Origin of the sequence: Agrococcus sp. DT81.2 (genome assembly GCF_049844935.1) — a bacterium.
Classification (GTDB): domain Bacteria; phylum Actinomycetota; class Actinomycetes; order Actinomycetales; family Microbacteriaceae; genus Agrococcus.
In genome coordinates this window covers 238,256-260,751 of the sequence record NZ_JBNCLZ010000004.1, presented here as the reverse complement: position 1 = coordinate 260,751, position 22,496 = coordinate 238,256, and the positions used below count along the sequence as shown (strand labels likewise).

Sequence of the window (22,496 nt, the reverse complement as noted above, 5' to 3'; positions counted from 1 at the left end):
ATGCCCCTAGAAGCAGGAGATCTCATGAGCGCTCAGAGCCAGCCCGGTCCGGTACCCGTCCTCGACCCCCAGCAGCCGGATCGCATCCACGCCTGGTGGCGGGCGGCCAACTACCTGTCGGTCGGCCAGATCTACCTCATGGACAATCCGCTGCTCCGCGAGCCGCTGCTGCCGGAGCATGTCAAGCCTCGACTGCTGGGCCACTGGGGAACGACCCCCGGACTGAACTTCATCTACGCGCACCTGAACCGGGCGATCATGGAACGCGACCTCGACACGATCTACGTCATGGGCCCGGGGCACGGCGGACCAGGACCCGTGGCGGCGGCTTGGCTCGAAGGCACCTACAGCGAGATCTACCCGAATGTGTCGCAGGACGCGGTCGGGATGCAGCGGCTGTTCCGTCAGTTCTCGTTCCCCGGCGGCATCCCGAGCCACGTCGCCCCCGAGACCCCGGGCTCCATCCACGAGGGCGGGGAGCTGGGCTACGCCCTGTCCCACGCGTACGGGGCGGCGTTCGACAACCCGGACCTGATCGTCGCCGCCGTCGTCGGAGACGGCGAGGCGGAGACGGGTCCGCTCGCTGCGAGCTGGCACTCGAACAAGTTCATCGACCCGGCCCGCGACGGCACCGTGCTCCCGATCCTGCATCTGAACGGCTACAAGATCGCCAACCCGACGGTGCTGGACCGGATCGACCGGGATGAGCTGGACGGCCTGCTGCGGGGCTACGGGCACACGCCGTACTACGTGGAAGGGGATGATCCCGCTCAGATGCACCAGGACTTCGCCAGGATCCTGGACGCCAGTCTGGACGAGATAGCGGAGATCAAGCGTCGAGCCCGGGAGGACGGCAGGAACGAGCGTCCCCGCTGGCCGATGATCGTGCTGAGGTCCCCGAAGGGCTGGACCGGACCCGCCGAGGTGGACGGGAAGAAGGTCGAAGGCTCCTGGCGCTCCCACCAGGTGCCCTTCAGCGCCGCACGCGAGAACGACGACCACCGACAGGTGCTGGAGGACTGGCTCCGCAGCTACCGGCCTGAGGAGCTCTTCGACGAGAGCGGCGCTCCGGTGGAGGCGATCCGCACGCTGCACCCGGAGGGCATCCGGCGGATGAGCGCCAACCCCCACGCGAACGGCGGCCTGCTGCTGCGCGAGCTGCGGATGCCGGCGTTCCGCGACTACGCCGTCCCGGTCACGGAGCCCGGCACCGGTGCGGTCGAATCCACGCGCGTGCTCGGCCAGATGCTGCGAGACGTCATGGCCTTGAACTCGGACAACTTCCGGGTCTTCGCCCCGGACGAGAACAACTCCAACCGGCTGGATGCGGTGCTCGATGCGACGGACCGGACCTGGAACGCGCGGACGGTGCCGGAGGACGATCACCTCTCCCGGGACGGTCGCGTCATGGAGATCCTGTCCGAGCACACCTGCCAGGGCTGGCTCGAGGGCTACCTGCTGACCGGGCGACACGGGTTCTTCTCGTGCTACGAGGCGTTCGTGCACATCGTCGACTCCATGTTCAACCAGCACGCCAAGTGGCTCGACACCGCGAACGGCATCGCCTGGCGCCGGCCAGTCGCATCGTTGAACTACCTCCTGACCTCGCACGTGTGGCGGCAGGACCACAACGGCTTCTCGCACCAGGATCCGGGATTCATCGACCACGTGATCAACAAGAAGCCCGAAGTGATCCGCGTCTACCTCCCGCCCGACGCCAACACGCTGCTCTCGGTCGCCGATCACTGCCTGCGGAGCCGCCAGTACGTCAACGTGATCGTGGCCGGCAAGCAGCCCCAGCTGCAGTACCTCGACATGGACGCCGCCATCGTGCACTGCACCAAGGGAATCGGCATCTGGGATTGGGCGAGCTCGGACGCGGACGCCGAACCAGACGTCGTGATGGCCTGCGCGGGGGACGTGCCGACGATGGAGACATTGGCGGCCGTCGACATCCTGCGCACGCGCTTCCCCGACCTGCGGATACGTGTGATCAACGTCGTGGACCTGATGCGCCTGCAGGACGACGCCGAGAATCCGCACGGACTGACGGACCGCGACTTCGACGCGCTGTTCACCACGAGCGCGCCGGTGATATTCGCCTACCACGGCTACCCGTGGCTGATCCACCGGCTCACCTACCGGCGCACCAACCACCACAACTTCCACGTCCGCGGATACAAGGAGGAAGGCACCACCACCACGCCGTTCGACATGTGCGTGCTCAACCAGATCGATCGATTCAACCTGGCCATCGACGTCATCGACCGGGTGCCGCGGTTGCGCGGCACCTCCGCGCACGTGCGCGAGGAGCTCAAGGGCAAGCTGCTCGAGCACCGCCAGTACATCCGCGTCCACGGTGAGGACATGCCCGAGATCACGAGCTGGCAGTGGTCGCAGATTCCGGGTCCTGCGAGCCAGCCGCTGGAGGAACCCGTCTAGCATGCATGCGTCCAGCCGAGCCGACGACGCGAGCGAGCCGGAGCAGACCGGCCACGGTGCCGCGGTGCCCTACGAGGCGGTCCTGTTCGACATGGACGGCGTGGTCACGCAGACCGCAGCCGTTCACGCGGCCGCGTGGAAGCAGCTCTTCGATGAGGTCCTCCAGGATCCGCGCATCTCCGGAGCTGACGTGCTGCAGCCGTTCGACGAGGACGCCGACTACCGCCGCTACGTCGACGGCAGGCAGCGCGAGGACGGGGTGGTGGCATTCCTCGCGTCGCGTGGCGTCCGGCTGCCCGCAGGCAGCCCGGACGACGCACCGGATGCGTGGTCGGTCTTCGGGCTCGGGGCCCGCAAGAGCGCACTGTTCCTCGAAGCAGTCCGCCGCGACGGCATCGCAGCCTATCCGGGCACCGTCGCCCTGCTACGACGGCTGCGGTCGGCAGGGGTGCCTGTCGGTCTGGTCACGGCCAGCCGCAACGCCCTCGCCTCGCTCGCCGCTGCGGGGCTCGATGTCGCGTTCGACGTCATCGTCGACGGGCGGACCGCGGCGGAGGAGCAGCTGCCCGGCAAGCCGGATCCGGCGATGTTCCTGGAGGGCGCACGCCGCCTGGGTGTGCAACCGCGACGCGCGGTCGTCGTCGAGGACGCGGTCTCCGGTGTCCAGGCGGCCCGCCGTGGCGGCTTCGGCATGGTGGTCGGCATCGAGCGGACGGGGGATCGCGAGCAGCTGGAGCTGGCGGGTGCCGACGTCGTGCTCGGCGACGTCTCGGAGCTGGACCTGGGCGCCGCCCACACCGATCCCTGGACCCTGGTCTACGAGGGGTTCGACCCGGCGCACGAGGGCCACCGGGAAGCCCTGACGGCTCTGGGCAACGGATACATGGCCACCCGGGGCGTGCGCCCTGAGCGCCGCGATGACGGTGTGCACTACCCAGGCACGTACTTGACCGGGGTCTACAACCGGGCGGTCGGCGTGATCCATGGTCGCGAGCTGGAAGAGGAGCACCTGGTCAACGTCCCCGACTGGCTCCCGCTGGACGTCCGCATCGGCGACGCCCCGTGGTGGTCGACTGGTGAGGTCGGGGTCTCGGACGAGCGGAACGAGCTCGATCTGCGCCGGGGTGTGCTGACGCGCCGCGCCACCCTCGTCGGTCAGCACGGGGAGCGTCTCACTGTCGTCCAGCGGCGGCTCGTCGCCATGCACAGCCCCCACCTCGCGGGCCTGGAGACCACCATCACGGCCGATGGCTTCAGCGGCACCGCCAGCATCCGCGTCGGCATCGACGCATCCGTCACGAACCGCAACGTCAGCACCTATGCCGGCACGCGGCACCTGACCGATCCTGTGTTCGCCGAGACGGCCGACGACACCGTCCTGTGCGAGGTGACCACGCGACAGAGCCGGATCGGCATCGCTCTCGCAGTCCGGACGACGTTCGACGACGCCGCAGCCGTGACGCCCCACGATGTCGAGCTCGATGGCGGAGGCCATTGGCGGCGGTACGACCTCCGACTCGCCGATGGACGGCCGGTGACGATCGACAAGACGGCGGCCGTGGTGACGTCGCGCGACCGAGCGATCACGGCTCCGGGCACCGCCGCGCTCGCAGAGCTCGCGCGGCACGACGGCGGCTTCGGAGCGCTGCTGACGGAGCACGAGGCGGCATGGCGGCGCCTGTGGAACGGATCCGCGGTCAGCTTGGATTCCGACCGGCACTCCCGCCTGATCCTGAACCTGCACGTGTTCCACCTGCTGCAGACGATCTCCGCGCACAGCGCGGCCCTGGACGCCGGCGTCCCTGCCCGGGGCCTGCACGGGGAGGGCTACCGCGGGCACGTCTTCTGGGACGAGCTGTTCGTCCTGCCCGTCGTCGGGATGCGGCACCCCCGGCTCAGTCGGGCTCTCGTGGAGTACCGCTGGCGGCGGTTGCCCGCCGCCAGGGCGGCCGCCCGCGCGCAGGGCCTCGAGGGGGCGCTCTTCCCGTGGCAGAGCGGCAGCGACGGGCGAGAGGAGACACCTCGCCAGCTGTACAACACCCGCTCCGCCCGATGGATGCCGGACAACTCAGCGCGTCAGCGCCACGTCGGAATCGCCGTCGCCCTCAACGCGTGGCAGCACTTCCAGGCCACCGGCGACCGGGACTGGCTCGCCGCTCGCGGCGCGGAGATCATCGTCGAGGTCACCCGGATGTTCGCGTCGTCGGCGCGCTGGGACCCGGCCACCGACAGGTACCACCTCGACGGCGTGATGGGACCCGATGAGTACCACGACGGCTACCCGGAAGCCCCTGGAGCGGGCCTGCGAGACAACGCGTACACCAACGTGCTGCTGTCCTGGCTCTGCGACCGGGCGGCCGATGTCCTGAGCGAGCTGCGGGGCCACCCCGGCGACGACGTCGCCGACCGCCTGCGCATCGCCCCGGAGGAGATCCGCCGGTGGGCCCGGCTCGGCAGCCGTCTCGCGGTGCCCTTCCACGCCGACGGCGTGATCAGTCAGTTCGACGGCTACGAAGACCTTCTGGAGCTCGACTGGTCCCGCTATCGCGCCACGTACGGCAACATCGGGCGGCTCGACCTGATCCTCGAGGCCGAGGACGACATGACCAACCGGTACAAGCTGTCGAAGCAGGCGGATGTCCTGATGCTGATCTACCTCCTGGGTCCGGCAGGCGTGATCGAGCAGCTTCGTCGCCTCGGCTATCGGTGCACCGAGGAGGAGCTGGAACGCACGGTCGACTACTACCTCCCCCGCACCGCGCACGGCTCGACGCTCAGCCGAGTCGTGCACGCCTCCGTGCTGTCGCGCTTCGATGAGGTCCGGGCCTGGTCGACGTTCCGGGACGCCTTGGTCGCGGACCTGGACGACACGCAAGGCGGCACGACCCGGGAGGGGATCCACCTGGGAGCCATGGCCGGGACGATCGACATCGTGATGCGCGCCTTCGCGGGCCTGCGGGTCGAGGCGGATGCGCTGACCTTCGACCCGAGGCTGCCAGCCCACCTCGGACGAGCAGGCTTCCAGGTCAGGTACCGGGGCCATCGGATCGACGTGTCTCTGCGCGCCGATCTCCTGTCGGTCTCCCTGCAGCCATGCCGCGCGGCGCCCGTCCGGATCGGCGTGACGGGACGCTACGCGCTGCTCGCGGGCGGCGAGGCGCGGGAGTTCCCGCTGGCACGCCCATCCGCGGAGGACGCAGCGGCCCGACCTGCGTGACGCGCCACAGATCACGAACCGGAGGGATCGGCAACGAGCGGGACGACACCGCCGGGACGGTGCAGGACTCCATGGGCGGTCTCGACATCGAGGTGGACACGACGAGGTCTGCGCCGCTCGCTCTCGATCGCCGAGCCCGCGGCGGGGCGGTAGGCTGAGTGCATGCCTGAGAGCTGGTGGGGGAACGCGATCTTCTCGCTCGTCCCGACGATCGTGCTGGGGCTGATCTTCTGGATGATCATGCGGATGATCATCCGCGGCGATCGCACCGCCCGCCTCAAGTACGACCAGGTCGAGGCAGAGGAGCGCGCGAAGGCCGGCCTGCCGCCCCGAACCATCCATCGCGGGCAGACGGCTGACGAGACGACGGCGGATCCGCTCGCAGTCCGCGCGGCGGACGACCCGCCCGGTGCTGTGCCCGACGGTCGCTCGCGCGCGTAGGACACACCGGCTGACGGTCGCGATCGCCGGTACGAGTCGCGCGGCCGCGCGCGCCTGACGGTGCTCGACCTCCCGGCGACGGCCCCGGCCGCACCGCGGTGCGGCTCGGTTGCCGCTCGTTCCCCGATCGAACCCGCGGTGCAGCCCGAGCGGTGCGCCGGCGCCGGTGCAGCTCCGGGAACCAAGCCCAGTTCGCCCGGCTCGTCGAGCGCGCGGAGCCGACCCCGCTCAGCCGGCGGCGACCGGCTCGCGCGAGGGCGTCGCGAGCGGCGCCCGCGGCTCCAGCAGTTCCGCCCCCGGCGCGCCGATGGTCGACCGCTGCTGCTGCGCGAGCAGGAAGTGCACCGCGAGGTAGGCGATGCCGAGCGCGAGCGCGGTGATGCCGAACGAGAGCCAGTCCTCGCCGGCGACCGGCTGCGCCGACGCGAATGCCGACGTGCCGGTGAGCGCGAGCGGCACCATGATGAAGACGTTGTTCGCGGTGTGCAGCACCGAGGCCGACTCCAGCCCGCCGGTGCGGTAGGTCAGCATCGAGCAGGTCAAGCCGACGAGCGAGAGCTGCAGCGTCGCGGAGATCGACGGATGCGTGTGCAGGGCACCGAAGAGCAGTCCGGTCGCGAGACCGGTCCAGATGGCGTTGCCGAGCGGGCCGCGCAGCAGCCACGGACCGACCGCCGTCGAGACGAGCGCGAGCAGCGACAGCCACCAGGTCGCCGGCTGCAGCAGCATGACGGCGAGCACCGGCAGCAGCATGACGAGCGCCGGCACGTAGCGGTGCCGCAGCCAGCCGCCCATCATCTGCGGCAGCAGCCCGCGGAACGTGAACTCCTCGCCGGTCGCCTGCAGCGGAGTGGTCAGCAGCACGACCGCCACGAGCCCCCAGTTGGGGTTCCACTGCCACTCGACGCTCGGATCCATCGCGAGCGAGATGCCGATGTAGACGGCGAAGATGGGCACGATCACGATCGCCGATCGAGCGACGGCGCCCCAGCGCCAGCGCCCGGCCACGCTCGAGGCGAAGCCCGCTGCGCCCTTGCCGAACGCCGCCATCGCGACGATCGCGCCAGGGATCATCGCCGCCCACGCCATGTTGACGCCGGCCATGCCGAGCGGCGAGCCGATGATCTCGCCGAGCGCCTCGGCGGCGATCTCCGGGTCTGCGGCGGTCGAGGGGTCGAGCTGCGAGAAGAACTCCACGAAGCCCGGCATGAGCAGCGCGAGCGACACGACCTGGCCGCCGAAGAAGAACCCGATCGCGATCGCCCACGCGAGGAACCAGCGGCCCACCCGTCGCTCGAGCGGCTGGAACGCCATCGCGTAGGGCTGCCCGTCGACCGGGAGCGCGGCGGGAAGCAGCGCGGGCTTGGAGGGCGGCGGAGGCTGCGGCGCGAAGCCCGGCTGGCCGTACGGCGCCGGATACGACGGATGCCCGTAGCCCGGCTGGCCATACGGCGGTTGGCCGTACGCCGGCTGGCCGTAGCCCGGCTGGCCATACGGCGGCTGGCCGTAGCCCGGCTGCCCGTACGCCGGCTGGCCGTAGGAGGGCTGCCCGTATCCGGGCTGCTGCCCGTAGCCCGGCTGCTGCCCGTAGCCGGGCTGCTGCTGCCCGTACTCCGGCTGCTGCTGCGGCGTGCCCGACGGGCCCCCGTAGCCCTGCTGCGGCTGCTCCGGCCCGCTCCAGCTCATGTCTCGCGCTCCTCGTGTCCTGCGTCCTGGCGAGGCTATCCGGCGTTCCCATGCGCCACCTTCGGATGCGCCGCCCGCGTCGCGATCGGAGCGCATCCGAACCGTCGCGCCTAGAGCGAACACGGCCCATCGCGCAGAGCCGCGCGGCTACGCTCGCAGTCAAGGAAGGGAGCCAGCGATGTTCGAGAGATTCACCGACCGCGCTCGCCGCGTCGTGGTCCTCGCCCAAGAAGAGGCGAAGCTGCTCAACCACAACTACATCGGCACGGAGCACATCCTGCTCGGCCTCATCCACGAGGGTGATGGCGTCGCCGCGAAGGCTCTCGAGCAGCTCGGCATCTCGCTCGATGCCGTGCGCGCACAGGTCCAGGACATGATCGGCACCGGCAGCCAGCAGACGACGGGGCACATCCCGTTCACGCCGCGCGCCAAGAAGGTGCTCGAGCTGAGCCTCCGCGAGGCGCTGCAGCTGGGCCACAACTACATCGGCACGGAGCACGTGCTGCTCGGCCTCATCCGTGAGGGCGAGGGCGTCGCCGCGCAGGTGCTCGTCAAGCTCGGCGCCGACCTGAACCGCGTGCGGCAGACGGTCAACCAGCTGCTCGCCGGCTACCAGGGCAAGGAGACGACGGCTGTCGGCGGCGAGCAGACGCAGCAGCCTGACGCCAAGGGCTCGCAGATCCTCGACCAGTTCGGCCGCAACCTCACGCAGGCCGCGCGCGACGGCAAGCTCGACCCCGTCATCGGTCGCGAGAAGGAGATCGAGCGGGTCATGCAGATCCTCTCGCGCCGCTCCAAGAACAACCCGGTGCTGATCGGCGAGCCCGGCGTCGGCAAGACCGCTGTCGTCGAGGGCCTCGCGCAGGCGATCGTCAAGGGCGAGGTGCCCGAGACGCTCAAGGACAAGCAGGTCTACACGCTCGACCTCGGCAGCCTCATCGCCGGCAGCCGCTACCGCGGCGACTTCGAGGAGCGCCTCAAGAAGGTGACGAAGGAGATCCGCACCCGCGGCGACATCATCACCTTCATCGACGAGATCCACACGCTCGTCGGCGCCGGCGCCGCGGAGGGCGCGATCGACGCGGCCAACATCCTGAAGCCGCTGCTCGCCCGCGGCGAGCTGCAGACGATCGGCGCGACGACGCTCGACGAGTACCGCAAGCACTTCGAGAAGGATGCGGCGCTCGAGCGGCGCTTCCAGCCCATCCAGGTGCAGGAGCCGTCGGTCGCGCACACGATCAACATCCTCAAGGGGCTGCGCGACCGCTACGAGTCGCACCACAAGGTGACGATCACCGACGGCGCGCTCGTCGCGGCCGCGAACCTGGCCGACCGCTACGTGCAGGACCGCTTCCTGCCCGACAAGGCGATCGACCTGATCGACGAGGGCGGCGCCCGCCTGCGCCTGTCGATCCTCTCGGCCCCGCCCGAGCTGCGCGAGTTCGACGAGCGGATCGCCGGCGTGCGCACCCGCAAGGAGTCGGCGATCGACGGCCAGGACTTCGAGGCGGCCGCCCGTCTCCGCGACGAGGAGAAGGAGCTGCTCGGTGAGCGGCTCCGCACCGAGAAGCAGTGGCGCAGCGGCAACGGCGGCCCGACCGGCGTGCTCGACGAGGGCGTGATCGCAGAGGTGCTCGCGAACGCGACCGGCATCCCGGTGTTCAAGCTCACCGAGGAGGAGTCCGCTCGCCTCGTCTTCATGGAGAAGGCGCTGCACCAGCGCGTCATCGGCCAGGAGGAGGCCGTGAGCGTGCTCGCGAAGACGATCCGCCGCCAGCGCGCCGGCCTCAAGGACCCGCGCCGCCCGTCGGGCTCGTTCATCTTCGCCGGCCCCACGGGCGTCGGCAAGACCGAGCTCGCCAAGGCGCTCGCCGAGTTCCTGTTCGACGACCAGGACGCGCTCATCTCGCTCGACATGTCGGAGTACAGCGAGAAGCACACCGTCTCGCGGCTGTTCGGTGCCCCTCCCGGGTTCGTCGGCTTCGAGGAGGGCGGCCAGCTCACCGAGAAGGTGCGCCGGAAGCCGTTCTCGGTGGTGCTGTTCGACGAGATCGAGAAGGCGCACAACGACATCTTCAACTCGCTGCTGCAGATCCTCGAGGAGGGTCGACTCACCGACGGCCAGGGCCGGGTGGTCGACTTCAAGAACACCGTCATCATCATGACGACGAACCTCGGCACCAAGGACATCTCCGGCGGTCCCGTCGGCTTCGTCCTCGAGGGGTCGAGCCATGGCGACTACGAGCAGATGCGCGCCAAGGTCCGCGAGGAGCTGAAGCGCAACTTCAAGCCGGAGTTCCTGAACCGCGTCGACGAGACGATCGTCTTCCCGCAGCTCAGCAACGACGAGCTGCTGCAGATCGTCGACCTGTTCATCAACCGCCTCCGCGAGCGCCTGCTCGACCGCGACATGACGATCGAGCTGACCGAGGCGGCCAAGCGCCGGCTCATCCAGGTCGGCCACGACCCGGCGCTCGGCGCCAGGCCGCTGCGTCGCGCAGTGCAGCACGAGATCGAGGATGTGCTGAGCGAGAAGATCCTGCACGGCGAGCTCGGTTCCGGGGAGCACGTCACGGTGGACTTCGCCGACAACGAGTTCGTGTTCACGCACACGAGCCCCGAGCCGCACACGCCGGAGCTCGCGCCCGCCGACGCCTGATCGGAACGCACGAAGAGGGGACCCCGCGAGGGGTCCCCTCTTCGCGTGTCACCGCGAGTTCACCGGCCGGTCACGATTGGGGCTCGCCACGGGCAACCGGGCTCCATAGAGTCGGTCCTGGTGCGACGGATGCACCTCCCCCCTTGTTCCCCTGCACTCGGAGATCCTGTGAACAACAAAGCGAAGCGCTCGCTCGCGGCCGGAACGGCCTGCGCGCTGAGCCTCGGGCTGCTCGTCAGCGGCCCGGCGGTCGCGACGGCCGCGCCCATCGTGGTCGACCCGGCGACCACCGCGGTCGTCAACCTGCTGCACTTCAACGACTTCCACGGTCGCCTCGACGCTGCGACGACGGTGCAGTTCGCCGGCACGATCGAGCAGCTGCGCACCGACTACCCGACTTCGACCGTGCTGCTCTCCGGCGGCGACAGCATCGGGGCCTCCAACTTCACCTCCGCGTCGCAGGACGACGAGCCGACGATCGAGGTGCTCAACGCCATGGGCGTCGACGCGTCCGCGGTCGGCAACCACGAGTTCGACAAGGGTGTCGACGACCTCACCGGTCGCGTGGCCGACCTCGCCGACTTCAGCTACCTGTCCGCCAACGTGACGCTCGACGGCGCACCGATCGGGCCGGCGTACGAGCTGCTCGAGATCGACGGCATCACGGTGGGCGTCGTCGGCGCCGTCACAGAGCAGACGCCGAGCCTCGTCGACGGCTCCGGCATCGTGGGCGTCGAGTTCGGCGACCCGGTCGCCGCCGTCAACGAGGTCGCTGCCGCGCTCTCGGACGGCAACGCCGCGAACGGCGAGGCCGACGTCATCGTCGCCGAGATCCACGAGGGCTCCCAGCTCACCCTCGCGCCGAACGCGCCGCAGGCGGAGCAGCAAGCGCTGCTCGGGCCGGACGCGGCCGCCGGCGGCGTCTTCGGCAGCATCGTCAACGGCCTCTCCGCTGAGGTCGACGTGATCTTCAACGGTCACACCCACCGCACCTACTCGTGGCTCGCCCCCGTCCCCGGCGCGCCCGGCGAGACCCGCCCCGTCGTGCAGTCGAACGAGTACTCGAACCTGCTCGGCCAGGTCGTGCTGGCCGTGGACCGCGCCACCGGCGACGTGTCGGTCGAGGGCCTCACGAACCACGCGCGCACCGCGACGCCGGCCGCCGAGCTCGTCGCCACGTACCCGCGCGTCGCCGAGGTGAAGACGATCGTCGACCAGGCGGTCGCGGAGGCCGCGATCATCGGCAACGTCGAGGTGGGCACGATCAGCGGCCCGATCACCGTGCCGGCACTGTCGAACGGCAACCGCGGCGAGGAGTCGACCGCCGCCCAGATGGTCGCCGACATGTACCGCGACCAGCTCGCGAGCGACGCCCGCGGCGGCGCCGAGATCGGCATCGTCAACCCGGGCGGGGTGCGCGACAGCTTCCTGTACGAGCCGACCGCGCCCGAGACGGAGCCCGGCGTCGTGCGCCTCGCCGAGGCCGACACGATGCTGCCGTTCATCAACAACCTGTGGACGATCACGCTCACCGGCGCGGAGCTCGACGCCGTGCTCGAGGAGCAGTGGCAGCGCTCGATCGACGGCGTGCCGTTCACGTCTGGCCGCACCTACCTGCAGCTCGGCCTGAGCGACAACGTCACGTACGTCTCCGACCCCTCCCGGCCGCTGGACGACCGTGTCAGCGACATCGCGATCGACGGCGCGTTCATCACGCCCGAGCAGGAGATCCGCGTCGCCAGCTCGTCGTTCCTCGTCGGCGTCATGGGCTCGAACCCCGGCGACAACTTCTGGTCGTTCGCCGAGGGCACCGATGAGCGCGACTCCGGTCTCGTCGACCAGGATGCGCTGCTCGCGTACCTCGCGGACAACCCGGGTCTCGCTCCCGACTACTCGGTGCGTCACGTCGACCTCGTCGGCCTGCCCGAGACCGTCGCCCCTGGCTCGGAGCAGACGGTCGAGGTGCGGCAGGTCGACCGCATCCGCTCGCTCGGCGCGGAGGCGTCCACGACGGTGGAGATCGTCGACGGAGCGGGCACCGTGCTCGGCTCGGGCGACGTGGTCGTCACCAACGATGCGAAGGGCGCGCCGCTGACGACCTCGGCGACCGTGACCTTCACGGTGCCGCCGGCGGCGCCCGGTGCGCTCGCTCCGGCCGTCCAGACGCTCGCGGTGCGCGCCGACAACGGCACGTCGATCCCGTTCGAGCTCGAGGTGCTGCCGACCGATCGCATCGCGGGAGCGGACCGCTTCGAGACGGCGGTCGAGATCTCCGAGGCCGGCTACCCCGACGGCGCACCCGTCGTCTACGTCGCGAGCGGCGAGGTGGCGCCGGACGCGCTCACCGCGGCGCCCGCCGCGGCGCACGAGGGCGGCCCGCTGCTGCTCGTCCGCAAGGGCGAGATCGCGGAGGGCGTGCTCGCTGAGATCGCGCGCCTCGGCGCAGAGCGGGTCGTGATCGTCGGCGGCGAGCCCACGGTCGGCGGCGCGGTCGAGGACGCGATCGCAGGGCTCGAGTCGGTCACGACGGTCGACCGCGTCGGTGGCGTGGACCGCTTCGAGACGAGCCGCATGGTGGCTGAGTACGCGTTCGAGTCGGCCGAGGGCGCCTTCGTCGCCACCGGCCTGCGCTTCCCGGACGCGCTCTCGGCCGGCGCGGCGGCGGGTCACCTCGACATGCCGCTCCTGCTGGTCGACACCCGCACGGCCGTCCCGGCTGCGGCGGTCGAGACCCTCAGCGACCTCGGGATCCGCAAGGTGCGCATCGTCGGCGACATCAACGCGGTGCCGTCCGCGAACGCCGGTCAGCTCGTCGACGCCGGCTTCACCGTCCGTCGCCTCGGCGGTGCCGACCGCTACGCCACGAGCGCGATCGTCACGATGTCGGCGTTCGACGCAGCGCCGAACGGCGCGTACCTCGCCTCCGGGACGAGCTTCCCCGACGCCCTCGCGGGCAGCGCGGTCGCCGGTGCGCAGGGTTCGCCGCTGCTGATCAGCGTCAGCACGTGCGTGCCGCAGCGCATCCTCGACGAGCTCGAGCGCCTGCAGCCCGCGTCGGTGACGCTCCTCGGCGGCGAGCCCTCGCTGTCGATGGACGTCGCTCGGCTCTCGGCGTGCAGCTGATCGACTGATCGCCCGAACGGCGGTGGGGCGGGGCTTCGGCCTCGCCCCACCGCCGTCAGCGCGTGTGGGCGGCTGCGCCTAGCCTCCCCGCATGAGCCGGATCATCTTCGACACCGCGACGACCCTCAACGGCTTCCTCGCCGACGACGAGCACTCCCTTGCCTGGCTGTTCGCCGTCGACGGCGGCGACGACCCCGATGAGACGCTGCTGCCGCAGGGCGCGACCGTCATGGTCGAGGGCTCCCACACCTACGAGTGGGGGCTGCGCGCATGGGCCGAGTCCGACCAGCGGGAGGATTGGCAGGCGTTCTATGGCGACCGTCCGGTGTTCGTCTTCTCGAGCCGTGAGCTGCCGGTGCCGGAGGGCGCCGACGTGCGCTTCCTGCGCGGGACGGTCGCCGAAGCGCTCCCCGAGCTGCGCGCGGCGGCAGGCGACGGCGACATCTGGGTGGTGGGCGGCGGCGACCTCGCCGGCCAGTTCCTGGATGCCGGCGCCCTCGACGAGATCGCCATCTCCATCGCACCGGTGGCGCTGCCGAGCGGTGCGCCGCTGCTGCCGCGCCGCGTCGAGTCCGACCGCCTCACGCTCATCGAGACGCGGCAGGTCGGGCAGTTCGCTCGCTTGGTCTTCGCGGTCGACAGGACGCGGTGAAGCGTAGGCTCGACAACCGTGACCGTCGACGCACCCGCTCCCGATGCATCCGCTCGCCATCGCTCCGACCTGGTGGTCCGGCAGGCCCGCACCGGTGACGTGCGCGCGATGCGCGACCTCATCGAGCCCTATGTGCGCCGGCGCATCCTGCTCGGCAAGGAGCTCGTCACGCTCTTCGAGGCGGTGCAGGAGTTCGTCGTCGCCGAGCGCGACGGCCAGGTGGTGGGATGCGGTGCCCTCCACGTGCTGTGGGAGGACCTCGGCGAGGTGCGCACGATCGCCGTCGCCGAAGGCGCGCTCGGCAAGGGTGTCGGCCACGCCATGCTCGCGGCGCTGGAGGAGCGGGCCGTCGACCTGGGGCTCTCGCGGCTGTTCTGCCTGACCTTCGAGACCGAGTTCTTCGGGCGGCACGGATTCGAGGAGGTCGCCGAGCAGGTCGTCGGCCCCGACGTGTTCGCGGAGCTCGTGCGCTCGCCTGACGGCGGCATCGCGGAGTTCCTCGACCTGGCCCACGTGAAGCCGAACACGCTCGGCAACACGCGCATGCTCAAGCAGCTCTGAGCCGCCGCTCGCCTACCCTGGATCCGTGGGCCAGGCGACGAGTGCGAAGCGACGTGCGGCCGTCCGCCGACGCCGCACGCTGCTCGTCCTCCTCGCGATCCTCCTCGCCGTCGCGATCGCGCTGCTCGTGTGGCGGCCGTGGGAGGCGCCCGAGACCGAGCTGCCGCCTGCGCCGAGCGAGACCGCGGCCGCAGCCACGCCGACGCCCTCGGCGACCGAGTCGCCGACGCCCAGCCCGACGCCGAGCGGGCCGTTCACGCCCGTCGGCGACGAGACCGGCGAGCCCACCGAGCCGTGCGCGCCCGAGCAGATCGCGCTCACGCCGGCCGTCGACAAGCCCTCCTACGCCGCCGACGAGCGCGTGCAGCTGTCGCTCACGATCGAGAACACCGGCGAGGGCGCCTGCTCGCTCAACGCCGGCACGACCGTGCAGGAGTACGAGATCCGCACCGGCGACGAGGTCGTCTACCGCTGGTCGGACTGCGCCGCCGATGTGCAGGACAACGTCGTGCAGCTCGAGCCGGGCGTCCCGCAGTCGACCGTGCCGATCGAGTGGGACCGCACCGCCTCGTCGATCGAGACCTGCACGGCCGAGCGGCCGCAGGTCGACGCCGGCGGCGCGACCTACAGCCTCTCCGTGCGAGTCGGCGACTACGCGAGCCGGCAGGGTGTGCAGTTCGTGCTGGAGTAGGGGGCGCGGGGGCGCTGGCCGGGCTTCGGCTGGAGTCAGGCGGCTGGGTCTCGATACGCGCGCGGCTTCGCCGCGGGCTACTCGACCTTGAGCCCTGCGGCCGCAACGCCGCTCCGCGGCATTGCGGCCTGCGGGCTCAAAACTCCGGCACGCCGACCGGCTCGCGCGTCGCCGACTGGCGTCGGCCCTCGCTGATCGTCTCGGGGATGGCGTTCCGCACGAGCGCGACCGACTCGTCGACGACGCGGTTGTAGCCGAGTCGACGGGCCTCCGTCACCCGCCGCTTCGCCGCAGATGCGGCGCGGATCTCGCCGGCGAGCGAGATCTCGCCGATAGCGGCGAGCCGGTGGGGGAGCGCCACGTTGCGCTCGGCGCTCGCGATGGCGAGGGCGATCGCGAGGTCGGCGCCCGGCTCGGTGAGGCGGATGCCGCCGACGGTCGAGACGTAGACGTCGGAGCCGCCGAGGTGCAGCTCGGCGTGCCGCTCGAGCACCGCGAGCACCATCGCGACGCGCGAGGCGTCGACGCCGTTCACGACCCGGCGCGGCTGCGCGGTCGACGCCTTCACCACGAGCGCCTGCACCTCCACCGGGATGGCGCGCCTGCCCTCGAGGGCGACGGTCACGCACGTGCCCGCGAGCGGCGTCGCCGAGCGCGAGAGGAACAGTCCGGAGGGGTCCGGCACCTCGACGATCCCGTCGCCGGTCATCTCGAAGCAGCCCACCTCATCCGTGGGCCCGAAGCGGTTCTTCGACGCGCGCACGAAGCGCAGCGCCGTCTGCCGGTCGCCGTCGAAGTGCGCGACGACGTCGACGAGGTGCTCGAGCAGGCGAGGGCCCGCCACCGAGCCGTCCTTCGTGACGTGGCCGACGAGCAGCAGCGGCACGCCGGCATCCTTCGCAGCGCGCGTGAGCGCCGCCGCGACGTCGCGCACCTGGCTGGGCCCGCCGGCGAGCGCCTCGTTCTCGGCGTTCGCGACGGTCTGCACCGAGTCGATGATGACGAGCTCCGGGGCGGTGTCGCGGATCTGGCCGAGGATCGTCGCGAGGTCGGTCTCGCTCGCGAGGTAGAGCTGCGGCTCGAGCGCGCCGGTGCGCTCCGCGCGCAGCCGCACCTGCGCGAGCGACTCCTCCCCGGAGACGTAGAGCACGCGCCTGCCGGAGCTCGCCGTCTTCGCGGCGACCGCGAGCAGCAGCGTCGACTTGCCGACGCCAGGCTCGCCCGAGCACAGCACGACCGCGCCGGGCACGATGCCGCCGCCGAGCACCCGATCGAACTCCGCGACCCCGGAGGGCCAGCGCGGCGCGTCGGCCGTGCGCAGCTCGGTGATGGGGCGCGCGGCCCGGTCGGCGGCGACCGCGGCAGGGGTCACGCGGCGCGCCTGCACGCCCGCCTCGCCGACGGTGCCCCACTGCTGGCACTCGCCGCAGCGGCCCACCCACTTCAGGGTCGTCCACCCGCACTCGGAGCAGCGGTACGCGGATGGTTTGGCCATGCGAGCGAGGCTATCGGCCGCCACCCACTGCGCCTCCGCGGCGCTCCCCAGCGGGCACATCCCCGCCGGCGACACGCCGGGACCGACCGGCGGGCGCGTGCTCTCGCCTCGTCGATCCCAAGGATTCCGCCAGAACCGGCGGTCGACCGACTAGCGTGACCCCATGCTCACCGTCGGCTCGATCGTGATCCGCTGCTCCGACCTCGAGCGCCAGCTGCTGTTCTGGACCGCTGCGCTCGACTACGAGCCGCGCGTCCCGCTCGACGACGACTTCGCCCTGCTGCGGCCCCGCTCGGGCACCGGCCCCAACGTCTCGCTCGACCTCATGCGGGCCGAGCGAGTGCTGCCGCCGCGCATCCACCTCGACCTGTACGCCGACGACCAGGCCGCCGAGGTGGAGCGCCTCGAGGCGCTCGGGGCGCAGCGCGTGCACTGGCCGAAGCGGCCCCCGGACGCCGACTACCTGATCATGGAGGACCCGGAGGGCAACCGCTTCTGCGTCGTCGACGCCTCACCGGGGGTCGCGGCATGACCGCCCACGTGCGCGAGGCGACGGTCGCCGACTCCGCCGGCATCGCGCGCGTGCGCATCGAGACGTGGCGCGCCGCCTACCGCGGCCTCGTGCCGCAGGAGGTGCTCGACCGCTTGAGCGTCGAGCGCGAGACGATCCTGCGCATCGAACGCTGGGACGAGCACCACGCGCACGAGGGCGCGCACGACCTCGTCGCCGTCGCCGACGGCGAGGTGGTCGGCTGGGCGTTCGCCGGGCCGGCGCGCGACCCCGATCCGCCCGCCACGGGCGAGCTGTACGCGATCTACGCGATCGCCGAGCGGTGGTCGCGGGGCGTGGGGCACGCGCTGCTCGCCGAGGTCGAGCGGCGGCTCATCGCCGACGGGCACGAGGGCGCCTATCTGTGGGTCCTCGACGGGAACGCTCGCGCAGCGGCCTTTTACGAGTCGCACGGCTGGCATGCCGACGGCGGCCGGAAGGTCGAGGAGGGGATGCACGAGGTGCGGCGGATCCGCACGTTCAGCGAGCGGTTGGGATCGGCCCCCTCGCTCGTGTAGGATCGTCCCTTGGTGACGTGTCCGAGCGGCCGAAGGTGCCACTCTCGAAAAGTGGTGTGGAGTAACCCTCCACCGTGGGTTCAAATCCCACCGTCACCGCCATACGGCTGAGGCCCCGACGCTCCCGAGGAATCGGGGGAGCCGGGGCCTCCGTCGTGCGCGGTCGACTACAGCGCCTCGTAGGAGCTCGACGCGCCTCGCGCGGCCCCCGCCGTCTCGATCTCGGGATGGCGGCGGAGGATCACCCATCGCATGACGCGGACGGTGATCGCGACGAGCAGGACGAACATCGCGGCGGCGGCCGCGACGAGCAGGATCGCTGGGAGGTCGGCGAGGATCTCGTCGAAGGCTCCGGCGGGGTGGGCGACGTTCGGGAGCGAGTGCTTCGTGATGATGCTCAGAACGTACCCCATCCGCGCCGCGTCGGAGCCGACGAGGTCGGAGTCTGGGGAGCGATGGGCGCCGCCACCTCGTCAGGCGGAGGGCGCGTCCCGGCGGTCGAGCAGCATGAGCTCCTCAGGGGCGGGCACCGGCACGAAGCCGACGCGCTCGTACACGGCGTGCGCGTCGTGCGTCGCGAGCATCACGCGCTTCAGCCCCATCGGCGCGAGCGTGTCGACGACCGTCCGCGCGAGCAGCTGGCCCACCCCCTTGCCGCGATGGGCACGATCGACGTAGACGTCGCACAGCCAGCCGAACGTCGCGCGGTCCGTCACGACACGGCCGTAGGCGCACAGCGCGCCGCCGCCGTCGAAGACGCCGAAGTTCAGCGACCCCTCGGCCGCGCGCTGCACCGTCTCCCGGGAACGGCCCATCGCCCAGTACGCGTCGGTCGAGAGCCAGCGGTGCACCGTGTCGAGATCGATGCGCGCGAGATCGGTGTCGACGGTGAAGGGCTGCTCAAACGTCACGCCAGGACTATACGCACGGGGCGGCGGCGGGGTGCGTACGGGTGCTCGAATGGATGATCCACCTGTCTGCCGGAGCCACATTTGCTTTGGTCAATCGGACCGGTTCAGTGGGTCGCATCATCGACTCGTTCAGGGAGCAGTCACGCGGTACAGGAAGCGAGTAGACCTATGGCGCCGTTTCAATTAGTGTCTGCCTAGCATCGGTCCGCGCCGATGCTAGAGCGGATATCTCAATGACGGAGCCCGACCTGTCGTCCGACCCCAATAAAGCAGCGAACGAGAAACCCGAGTTGGTGACCCTCATTGTGTCCGCGCTCGGCACCGATGTAGCAGGGGTCCTCGCTGAGCTTGAGGTCGCGCTGCGTTCCGTCAGCTATCGCCCCGAGCAGGTGCGGGTGAGCGACCTGCTACGCAGGAACCCGGCGGAGTTCGGAGCCAAAGAGCGCGAACCGGAGCAGTCGGAACCCGAATGGCTCATGAGCCTTGGTGACCAACTCCGCTTGAGCTGGGAACGAACGGACGCAGCCGCGCTGATGGCGATGATCGAGATGCGCCGGATGCGAGAGGTCGCTGTAGGAGGTGACGACGGCTCGGCGCTGCCCGAGCGGGCGGGGGTCGCAACCATTCTGCTGTCGGCCAAACGCCCCGAAGAGATCAAAACACTGAGACTGGTTTACGGGTCACGGCTGTTTGTGATCGGCGTATCGTCTCCGGAGCGCGATCGACGCAAGTACCTGCTGCGGAGGCTGGCTGAGCAAGGTTACGGAGAGTCCAACGCCGACCAAGTGGCCGAGGCCGAACGACTTCTTAGCCGTGATGAGGCGGACGAAGACAACCTCGCATGGGGGCAAAGCTTGCGCAAGGCATTTGCCAAGTCCGACGCGTTCGTGCGCCTGCGGCATGGAAGTCCCGCGAGCGGCGCGGTGCAGCGACTTGTCGACCTTTGGTTCGGGAAGGCGTTCGAGACGCCTTCTCGCGACGAGCAAGCGATGTTCCACGCGTACGCTTCGCGATTTCGCTCGGCCGCGACCGGTCGACAAGTGGGCGCGGTCGTCGTTGACGCCGAAGGGGAAGTGTTGGTTACGGGAACTAACGACGTACCAAAGCCCGGAGGTGGGCAGTACTGGAGTGGCGATGAACCGGACCACCGCGACTTCAAGCTTAGGTACGAGACGAACGATGTCGGCAAGCGAGGTGTCCTGCGAGACGTCCTGGATCGGCTTGCCTTGAGCGGATGGTTGTCGCAAGAGCGGTCCGCAACTCCTTCGGCCGAGCGCGCAGATGCTGCCATTTCCGAGGGGGGTCCGCTCGAGGGAAGTAAGATTACCGACCTCCTCGAATTCGGCCGCATCATGCACGCTGAAATGGCGGCGATTTGTACCGCAGCTCGAAGGGGCACGGCGATCGGCCGGGGTGTGCTGTATACCACGACGTATCCGTGCCACGAATGTGCCCGCTTGATCATTGGTGCTGGTATTACGAGGGTCGTCTACATCGATCCCTACCCGAAGTCTCAGGTTGAGCTGATGTATGAGCACCTGATTGCTGAGGCGCCAGATGCCGACTCTCCCGATCGCGTGACCTTCATGCCGTTCGAAGGCATCGGTCCCGCTCTGTTCCCACGGGTGTTCCAGATGCGTCAGCGGGGGCGCGACCTCAGGGGAGCGTTCGAGGCTTGGAAGCCCTCACCGTTGGCCGTATGGGGTCCCGACGTGCCCCCGGGTATCGAGCTGGAGGCCTTGGCACTCAACGAGCTGGCAAGGGTGGCGGTCGACGGGGACGACACGGCGTCCGATGACGGTTCTGCGAGCATGTCACCGGCTCAGACTTGACTAGAGTCGTAACAGCGGCTGGCTGGAGCGGCGGCTGCGGCAACAGATTCGGAGAGATGACATGCCCGAACGACCCGAGTTAAGTCTTCGCCGAGAGCTGGCCAAGGTGGTCAAGGAAAACACGCGTCGCAGCGAGGCTGAGAAGCGCCAGATGTCGATGATTGCCTCGCGGCTAACTTTTGCTTCGACAGCACGTCGCGACTCGAAGTAGCCACCCACTTAGGTTCGATTAGCGGCGGCGCCCGGGACCCGGCCGGCCGGACCTGCCCGGTCCACCGGGCCGGCGCGGCCGATCCGGTCGAGCCGGCTGCCTCGGCTTCGACGAGGGCGGCTTCCCGCCGGTGGCCGACTGGCCCGGTTCGACCCTGTGCTCGCGATCGGCGCTGTGCTCGCGGTCGGTGCCGCGCGACGAGCCCGCCCTGCGGCCGCGGGCGATGCCGATGAGCTCCTGGTGGAGTGGGGAGTCTGCCGCCTGGAGCCAGGCGAGCGCGATCGTCGTGGACGGCAGGTCGGTCACGACGCGGTGCCGCGTCTGGTCGCCGCCGAGGGCGCGCGCGACGGACATCGGCAGGATCGCCAGCCCAGCACCGGTCGCGACGACCTCGAGCAGCTGCGCGGAGGTCATGCCGTCGGCGGTCAGCATCGTCTCGCCCGCGAGGTCGGCGATCGTCACGCTCTCGAACGCGACGATCGGGTGCCCCTTCGCCGAGACCACGACCGGCAGCTCCTCGTAGAGCTGCACGACGTGGAGCTGCGGCGCGTCCTCGGGCGGCAGCGGCAGCCGCGCCAGCACCGCGTCGACGCGGCCGTCCCGCAGCGCGCCCACCGCATCCGCCTCGTCGACGGCCACGAGGTCGATCGGCACGTCGGGCATCCGCTCGCGCCACACGCGCATCCACTTCGCGGGCGTGACGCCGGGCACACCGCCGAGCCGGAACCGATCCATGCGCCCAGTCTGACGGGTCGAGCGGCCGTCATCCCGCTGGAGGGCGCTCGCAGCCGCGCATTGCGCCTGCGTGAGCGCTCGAGCGGGGCGAGCGCGCGGGTCAGACGCGCTCGAGGAAGGCGACGACGTCGGCGAGCTCCTCGGCGACGATCGAGTGCGCGCGGTGGTAGGTGCGGCGGTCGACGTCGAAGTGGGCGTCGAGCCAGGGGGCGGAGCGCTCGATCTTGTCGCGGTGGATGACGTCGTCGAGGTCGCCGATCGTCGTCAGCAGCGGGATGCGCGGCTCGCGAGCGGCGAGCTCGGCGTCGCCGGGCAGCTCGCCGTCGTGCACGAAGGAGGCGAGGTGCACGATCGACGAGAACCGCTGCGGCGCGAGGCGCGCGAGCTGCACGGCCATGGCGCCGCCCTGCGAGAAGCCCAGCAGGTGCACGCGCTCGAAGCGGCGATCGAGGCCATCGAGCCACCGCAGCACCGCCTCGGCGGAGGCGTCGATCAGCGAGTGGTCGTCGCTGTCGACCGGCGAGAAGTCGAACCAGGCGAAGCCGCCGCCGTAGGGGAGCGGGGCGCGCAGCGACGCGATCGTGAGCGCCGACGGCAGGTGCGGCGCGAGGCCGAACAGGTCGCCCTCGTGGGAGCCGATGCCATGCATGACGACCAGCAGCTCGCCGGCCCCGGACTGCGGCTGGCCCTCGCGCCAGCGCACCGCATCCGCGTCGATCTGCTGCATGGGAGCTCCCTCCGGCAGGCGGAGCCCGACTGCTCGCGCCATCGT

General features: G+C 70.6%; 17 protein-coding genes and 1 tRNA gene. 12 read left to right on the top strand and 6 right to left on the bottom strand.

Annotated elements, in window-relative coordinates:
• Window positions 1–24: 24 nt before the first annotated feature.
• The 3 genes from ACLQ21_RS09875 (at window position 25) to ACLQ21_RS09865 (ending at window position 6,100) form a co-directional block, all read left to right on the top strand.
• Window positions 25–2,442, top strand: coding sequence for a phosphoketolase family protein (locus tag ACLQ21_RS09875; RefSeq protein WP_425663238.1), 2,418 nt, complete (start codon window positions 25–27; stop codon window positions 2,440–2,442).
• Window position 2,443: 1 nt separating this feature from the next.
• On the top strand, window positions 2,444–5,659 hold the full coding sequence (locus ACLQ21_RS09870; RefSeq protein WP_425663237.1) for a beta-phosphoglucomutase family hydrolase: 3,216 nt from the start codon (window positions 2,444–2,446) through the stop codon (window positions 5,657–5,659).
• Window positions 5,660–5,821: 162 nt separating this feature from the next.
• On the top strand, window positions 5,822–6,100 hold the full coding sequence (locus tag ACLQ21_RS09865; RefSeq protein ID WP_425663235.1) for a hypothetical protein: 279 nt from the start codon (window positions 5,822–5,824) through the stop codon (window positions 6,098–6,100).
• Between the two features lie 228 nt (window positions 6,101–6,328).
• Here the strand turns inward: ACLQ21_RS09865 and ACLQ21_RS09860 are convergent, their stop codons facing one another.
• Window positions 6,329–7,786, bottom strand: coding sequence for a CPBP family glutamic-type intramembrane protease (locus ACLQ21_RS09860; RefSeq protein WP_425663234.1), 1,458 nt, complete (start codon window positions 7,784–7,786; stop codon window positions 6,329–6,331).
• Window positions 7,787–7,964: 178 nt separating this feature from the next.
• On the opposite strand from ACLQ21_RS09860, the gene ACLQ21_RS09855 reads away from it, so the two are divergent.
• The 5 genes from ACLQ21_RS09855 to ACLQ21_RS09835 all read left to right on the top strand — a co-directional run bounded on the left by ACLQ21_RS09855 (window position 7,965) and on the right by ACLQ21_RS09835 (window position 15,472).
• Window positions 7,965–10,445, top strand: a complete 2,481-nt coding sequence (locus tag ACLQ21_RS09855) for an ATP-dependent Clp protease ATP-binding subunit (RefSeq protein WP_425663232.1) — start codon at window positions 7,965–7,967, stop codon at window positions 10,443–10,445.
• A gap of 168 nt (window positions 10,446–10,613) precedes the next feature.
• Window positions 10,614–13,568, top strand: a complete 2,955-nt coding sequence (locus ACLQ21_RS09850; RefSeq protein WP_425663230.1) for a cell wall-binding repeat-containing protein — start codon at window positions 10,614–10,616, stop codon at window positions 13,566–13,568.
• A 91-nt stretch (window positions 13,569–13,659) separates the two neighbouring features.
• The gene (locus ACLQ21_RS09845) at window positions 13,660–14,220 is read left to right on the top strand and encodes a dihydrofolate reductase family protein (RefSeq protein ID WP_425663228.1); all 561 of its coding nucleotides are present in this window, start codon (window positions 13,660–13,662) and stop codon (window positions 14,218–14,220) included.
• Between the two features lie 18 nt (window positions 14,221–14,238).
• Window positions 14,239–14,781 carry an amino-acid N-acetyltransferase gene (locus ACLQ21_RS09840; protein WP_425663226.1) on the top strand — a complete coding sequence of 181 codons (543 nt, stop codon included), beginning with the start codon at window positions 14,239–14,241 and terminating at the stop codon, window positions 14,779–14,781.
• A gap of 25 nt (window positions 14,782–14,806) precedes the next feature.
• On the top strand, window positions 14,807–15,472 hold the full coding sequence (locus ACLQ21_RS09835; protein ID WP_425663225.1) for a hypothetical protein: 666 nt from the start codon (window positions 14,807–14,809) through the stop codon (window positions 15,470–15,472).
• Window positions 15,473–15,608: 136 nt separating this feature from the next.
• Here ACLQ21_RS09835 and radA read toward each other — a convergent pair whose 3' ends face one another.
• Window positions 15,609–16,967: a DNA repair protein RadA gene (radA, locus tag ACLQ21_RS09830; RefSeq protein WP_425663224.1), complete on the bottom strand. Its 1,359-nt coding sequence runs from the start codon at window positions 16,965–16,967 to the stop codon at window positions 15,609–15,611.
• Window positions 16,968–17,130: 163 nt separating this feature from the next.
• On the opposite strand from radA, the gene ACLQ21_RS09825 reads away from it, so the two are divergent.
• The 3 genes from ACLQ21_RS09825 (at window position 17,131) to ACLQ21_RS09815 (ending at window position 18,137) form a co-directional block, all read left to right on the top strand.
• On the top strand, window positions 17,131–17,499 hold the full coding sequence (locus ACLQ21_RS09825; RefSeq protein WP_425663222.1) for a VOC family protein: 369 nt from the start codon (window positions 17,131–17,133) through the stop codon (window positions 17,497–17,499).
• Complete coding sequence (locus tag ACLQ21_RS09820) at window positions 17,496–18,035, top strand: GNAT family N-acetyltransferase (protein ID WP_425663221.1); 540 nt, start codon at window positions 17,496–17,498, stop codon at window positions 18,033–18,035. Before ACLQ21_RS09825 ends, ACLQ21_RS09820 begins: the two co-directional genes overlap by 4 nt.
• Before the next feature lie 11 nt (window positions 18,036–18,046).
• Window positions 18,047–18,137: transfer RNA gene (locus tag ACLQ21_RS09815), tRNA-Ser, on the top strand.
• A 65-nt stretch (window positions 18,138–18,202) separates the two neighbouring features.
• Here ACLQ21_RS09815 and ACLQ21_RS09810 read toward each other — a convergent pair.
• Complete coding sequence (locus ACLQ21_RS09810; RefSeq protein WP_425663219.1) at window positions 18,203–18,448, bottom strand: hypothetical protein; 246 nt, start codon at window positions 18,446–18,448, stop codon at window positions 18,203–18,205.
• A gap of 60 nt (window positions 18,449–18,508) precedes the next feature.
• Complete coding sequence (locus ACLQ21_RS09805; RefSeq protein WP_425663218.1) at window positions 18,509–18,946, bottom strand: GNAT family N-acetyltransferase; 438 nt, start codon at window positions 18,944–18,946, stop codon at window positions 18,509–18,511.
• Window positions 18,947–19,179: 233 nt separating this feature from the next.
• Between ACLQ21_RS09805 and ACLQ21_RS09800 the strand changes: the two genes are divergently transcribed.
• A complete protein-coding gene (locus tag ACLQ21_RS09800) occupies window positions 19,180–20,778 on the top strand; it encodes a deaminase (RefSeq protein ID WP_425663216.1) in 1,599 nt (532 codons plus the stop codon).
• A gap of 229 nt (window positions 20,779–21,007) precedes the next feature.
• Here the strand turns inward: ACLQ21_RS09800 and ACLQ21_RS09795 are convergent, their stop codons facing one another.
• Together ACLQ21_RS09795 and ACLQ21_RS09790 are read right to left on the bottom strand one after the other, a co-directional pair.
• A complete protein-coding gene (locus tag ACLQ21_RS09795) occupies window positions 21,008–21,724 on the bottom strand; it encodes a LysR family transcriptional regulator substrate-binding protein (protein WP_425663214.1) in 717 nt (238 codons plus the stop codon).
• 100 nt (window positions 21,725–21,824) lie between these two features.
• Window positions 21,825–22,451, bottom strand: coding sequence for an alpha/beta hydrolase (locus tag ACLQ21_RS09790; protein ID WP_425663212.1), 627 nt, complete (start codon window positions 22,449–22,451; stop codon window positions 21,825–21,827).
• Between the last annotated feature and the right edge of the window lie 45 nt (window positions 22,452–22,496).

What these genes read in the sequence shown, in the direction of transcription:
- ACLQ21_RS09810 (WP_425663219.1), bottom strand. Translation starts at nt 18,448, where the DNA reads ATGGGGTACGTTCTGAGCATCATCACGAAGCACTCGCTCCCGAACGTC.
- ACLQ21_RS09860 (WP_425663234.1), bottom strand. Translation starts at nt 7,786, where the DNA reads ATGAGCTGGAGCGGGCCGGAGCAGCCGCAGCAGGGCTACGGGGGCCCG.
- ACLQ21_RS09865 (WP_425663235.1), top strand. Translation starts at nt 5,822, where the DNA reads ATGCCTGAGAGCTGGTGGGGGAACGCGATCTTCTCGCTCGTCCCGACG.
- ACLQ21_RS09855 (WP_425663232.1), top strand. Translation starts at nt 7,965, where the DNA reads ATGTTCGAGAGATTCACCGACCGCGCTCGCCGCGTCGTGGTCCTCGCC.
- ACLQ21_RS09790 (WP_425663212.1), bottom strand. Translation starts at nt 22,451, where the DNA reads ATGCAGCAGATCGACGCGGATGCGGTGCGCTGGCGCGAGGGCCAGCCG.
- ACLQ21_RS09820 (WP_425663221.1), top strand. Translation starts at nt 17,496, where the DNA reads ATGACCGCCCACGTGCGCGAGGCGACGGTCGCCGACTCCGCCGGCATC.
- radA (WP_425663224.1), bottom strand. Translation starts at nt 16,967, where the DNA reads ATGGCCAAACCATCCGCGTACCGCTGCTCCGAGTGCGGGTGGACGACC.
- ACLQ21_RS09825 (WP_425663222.1), top strand. Translation starts at nt 17,131, where the DNA reads ATGCTCACCGTCGGCTCGATCGTGATCCGCTGCTCCGACCTCGAGCGC.
- ACLQ21_RS09875 (WP_425663238.1), top strand. Translation starts at nt 25, where the DNA reads ATGAGCGCTCAGAGCCAGCCCGGTCCGGTACCCGTCCTCGACCCCCAG.
- ACLQ21_RS09870 (WP_425663237.1), top strand. Translation starts at nt 2,444, where the DNA reads ATGCATGCGTCCAGCCGAGCCGACGACGCGAGCGAGCCGGAGCAGACC.
- ACLQ21_RS09800 (WP_425663216.1), top strand. Translation starts at nt 19,180, where the DNA reads ATGACGGAGCCCGACCTGTCGTCCGACCCCAATAAAGCAGCGAACGAG.
- ACLQ21_RS09845 (WP_425663228.1), top strand. Translation starts at nt 13,660, where the DNA reads ATGAGCCGGATCATCTTCGACACCGCGACGACCCTCAACGGCTTCCTC.
- ACLQ21_RS09795 (WP_425663214.1), bottom strand. Translation starts at nt 21,724, where the DNA reads ATGGATCGGTTCCGGCTCGGCGGTGTGCCCGGCGTCACGCCCGCGAAG.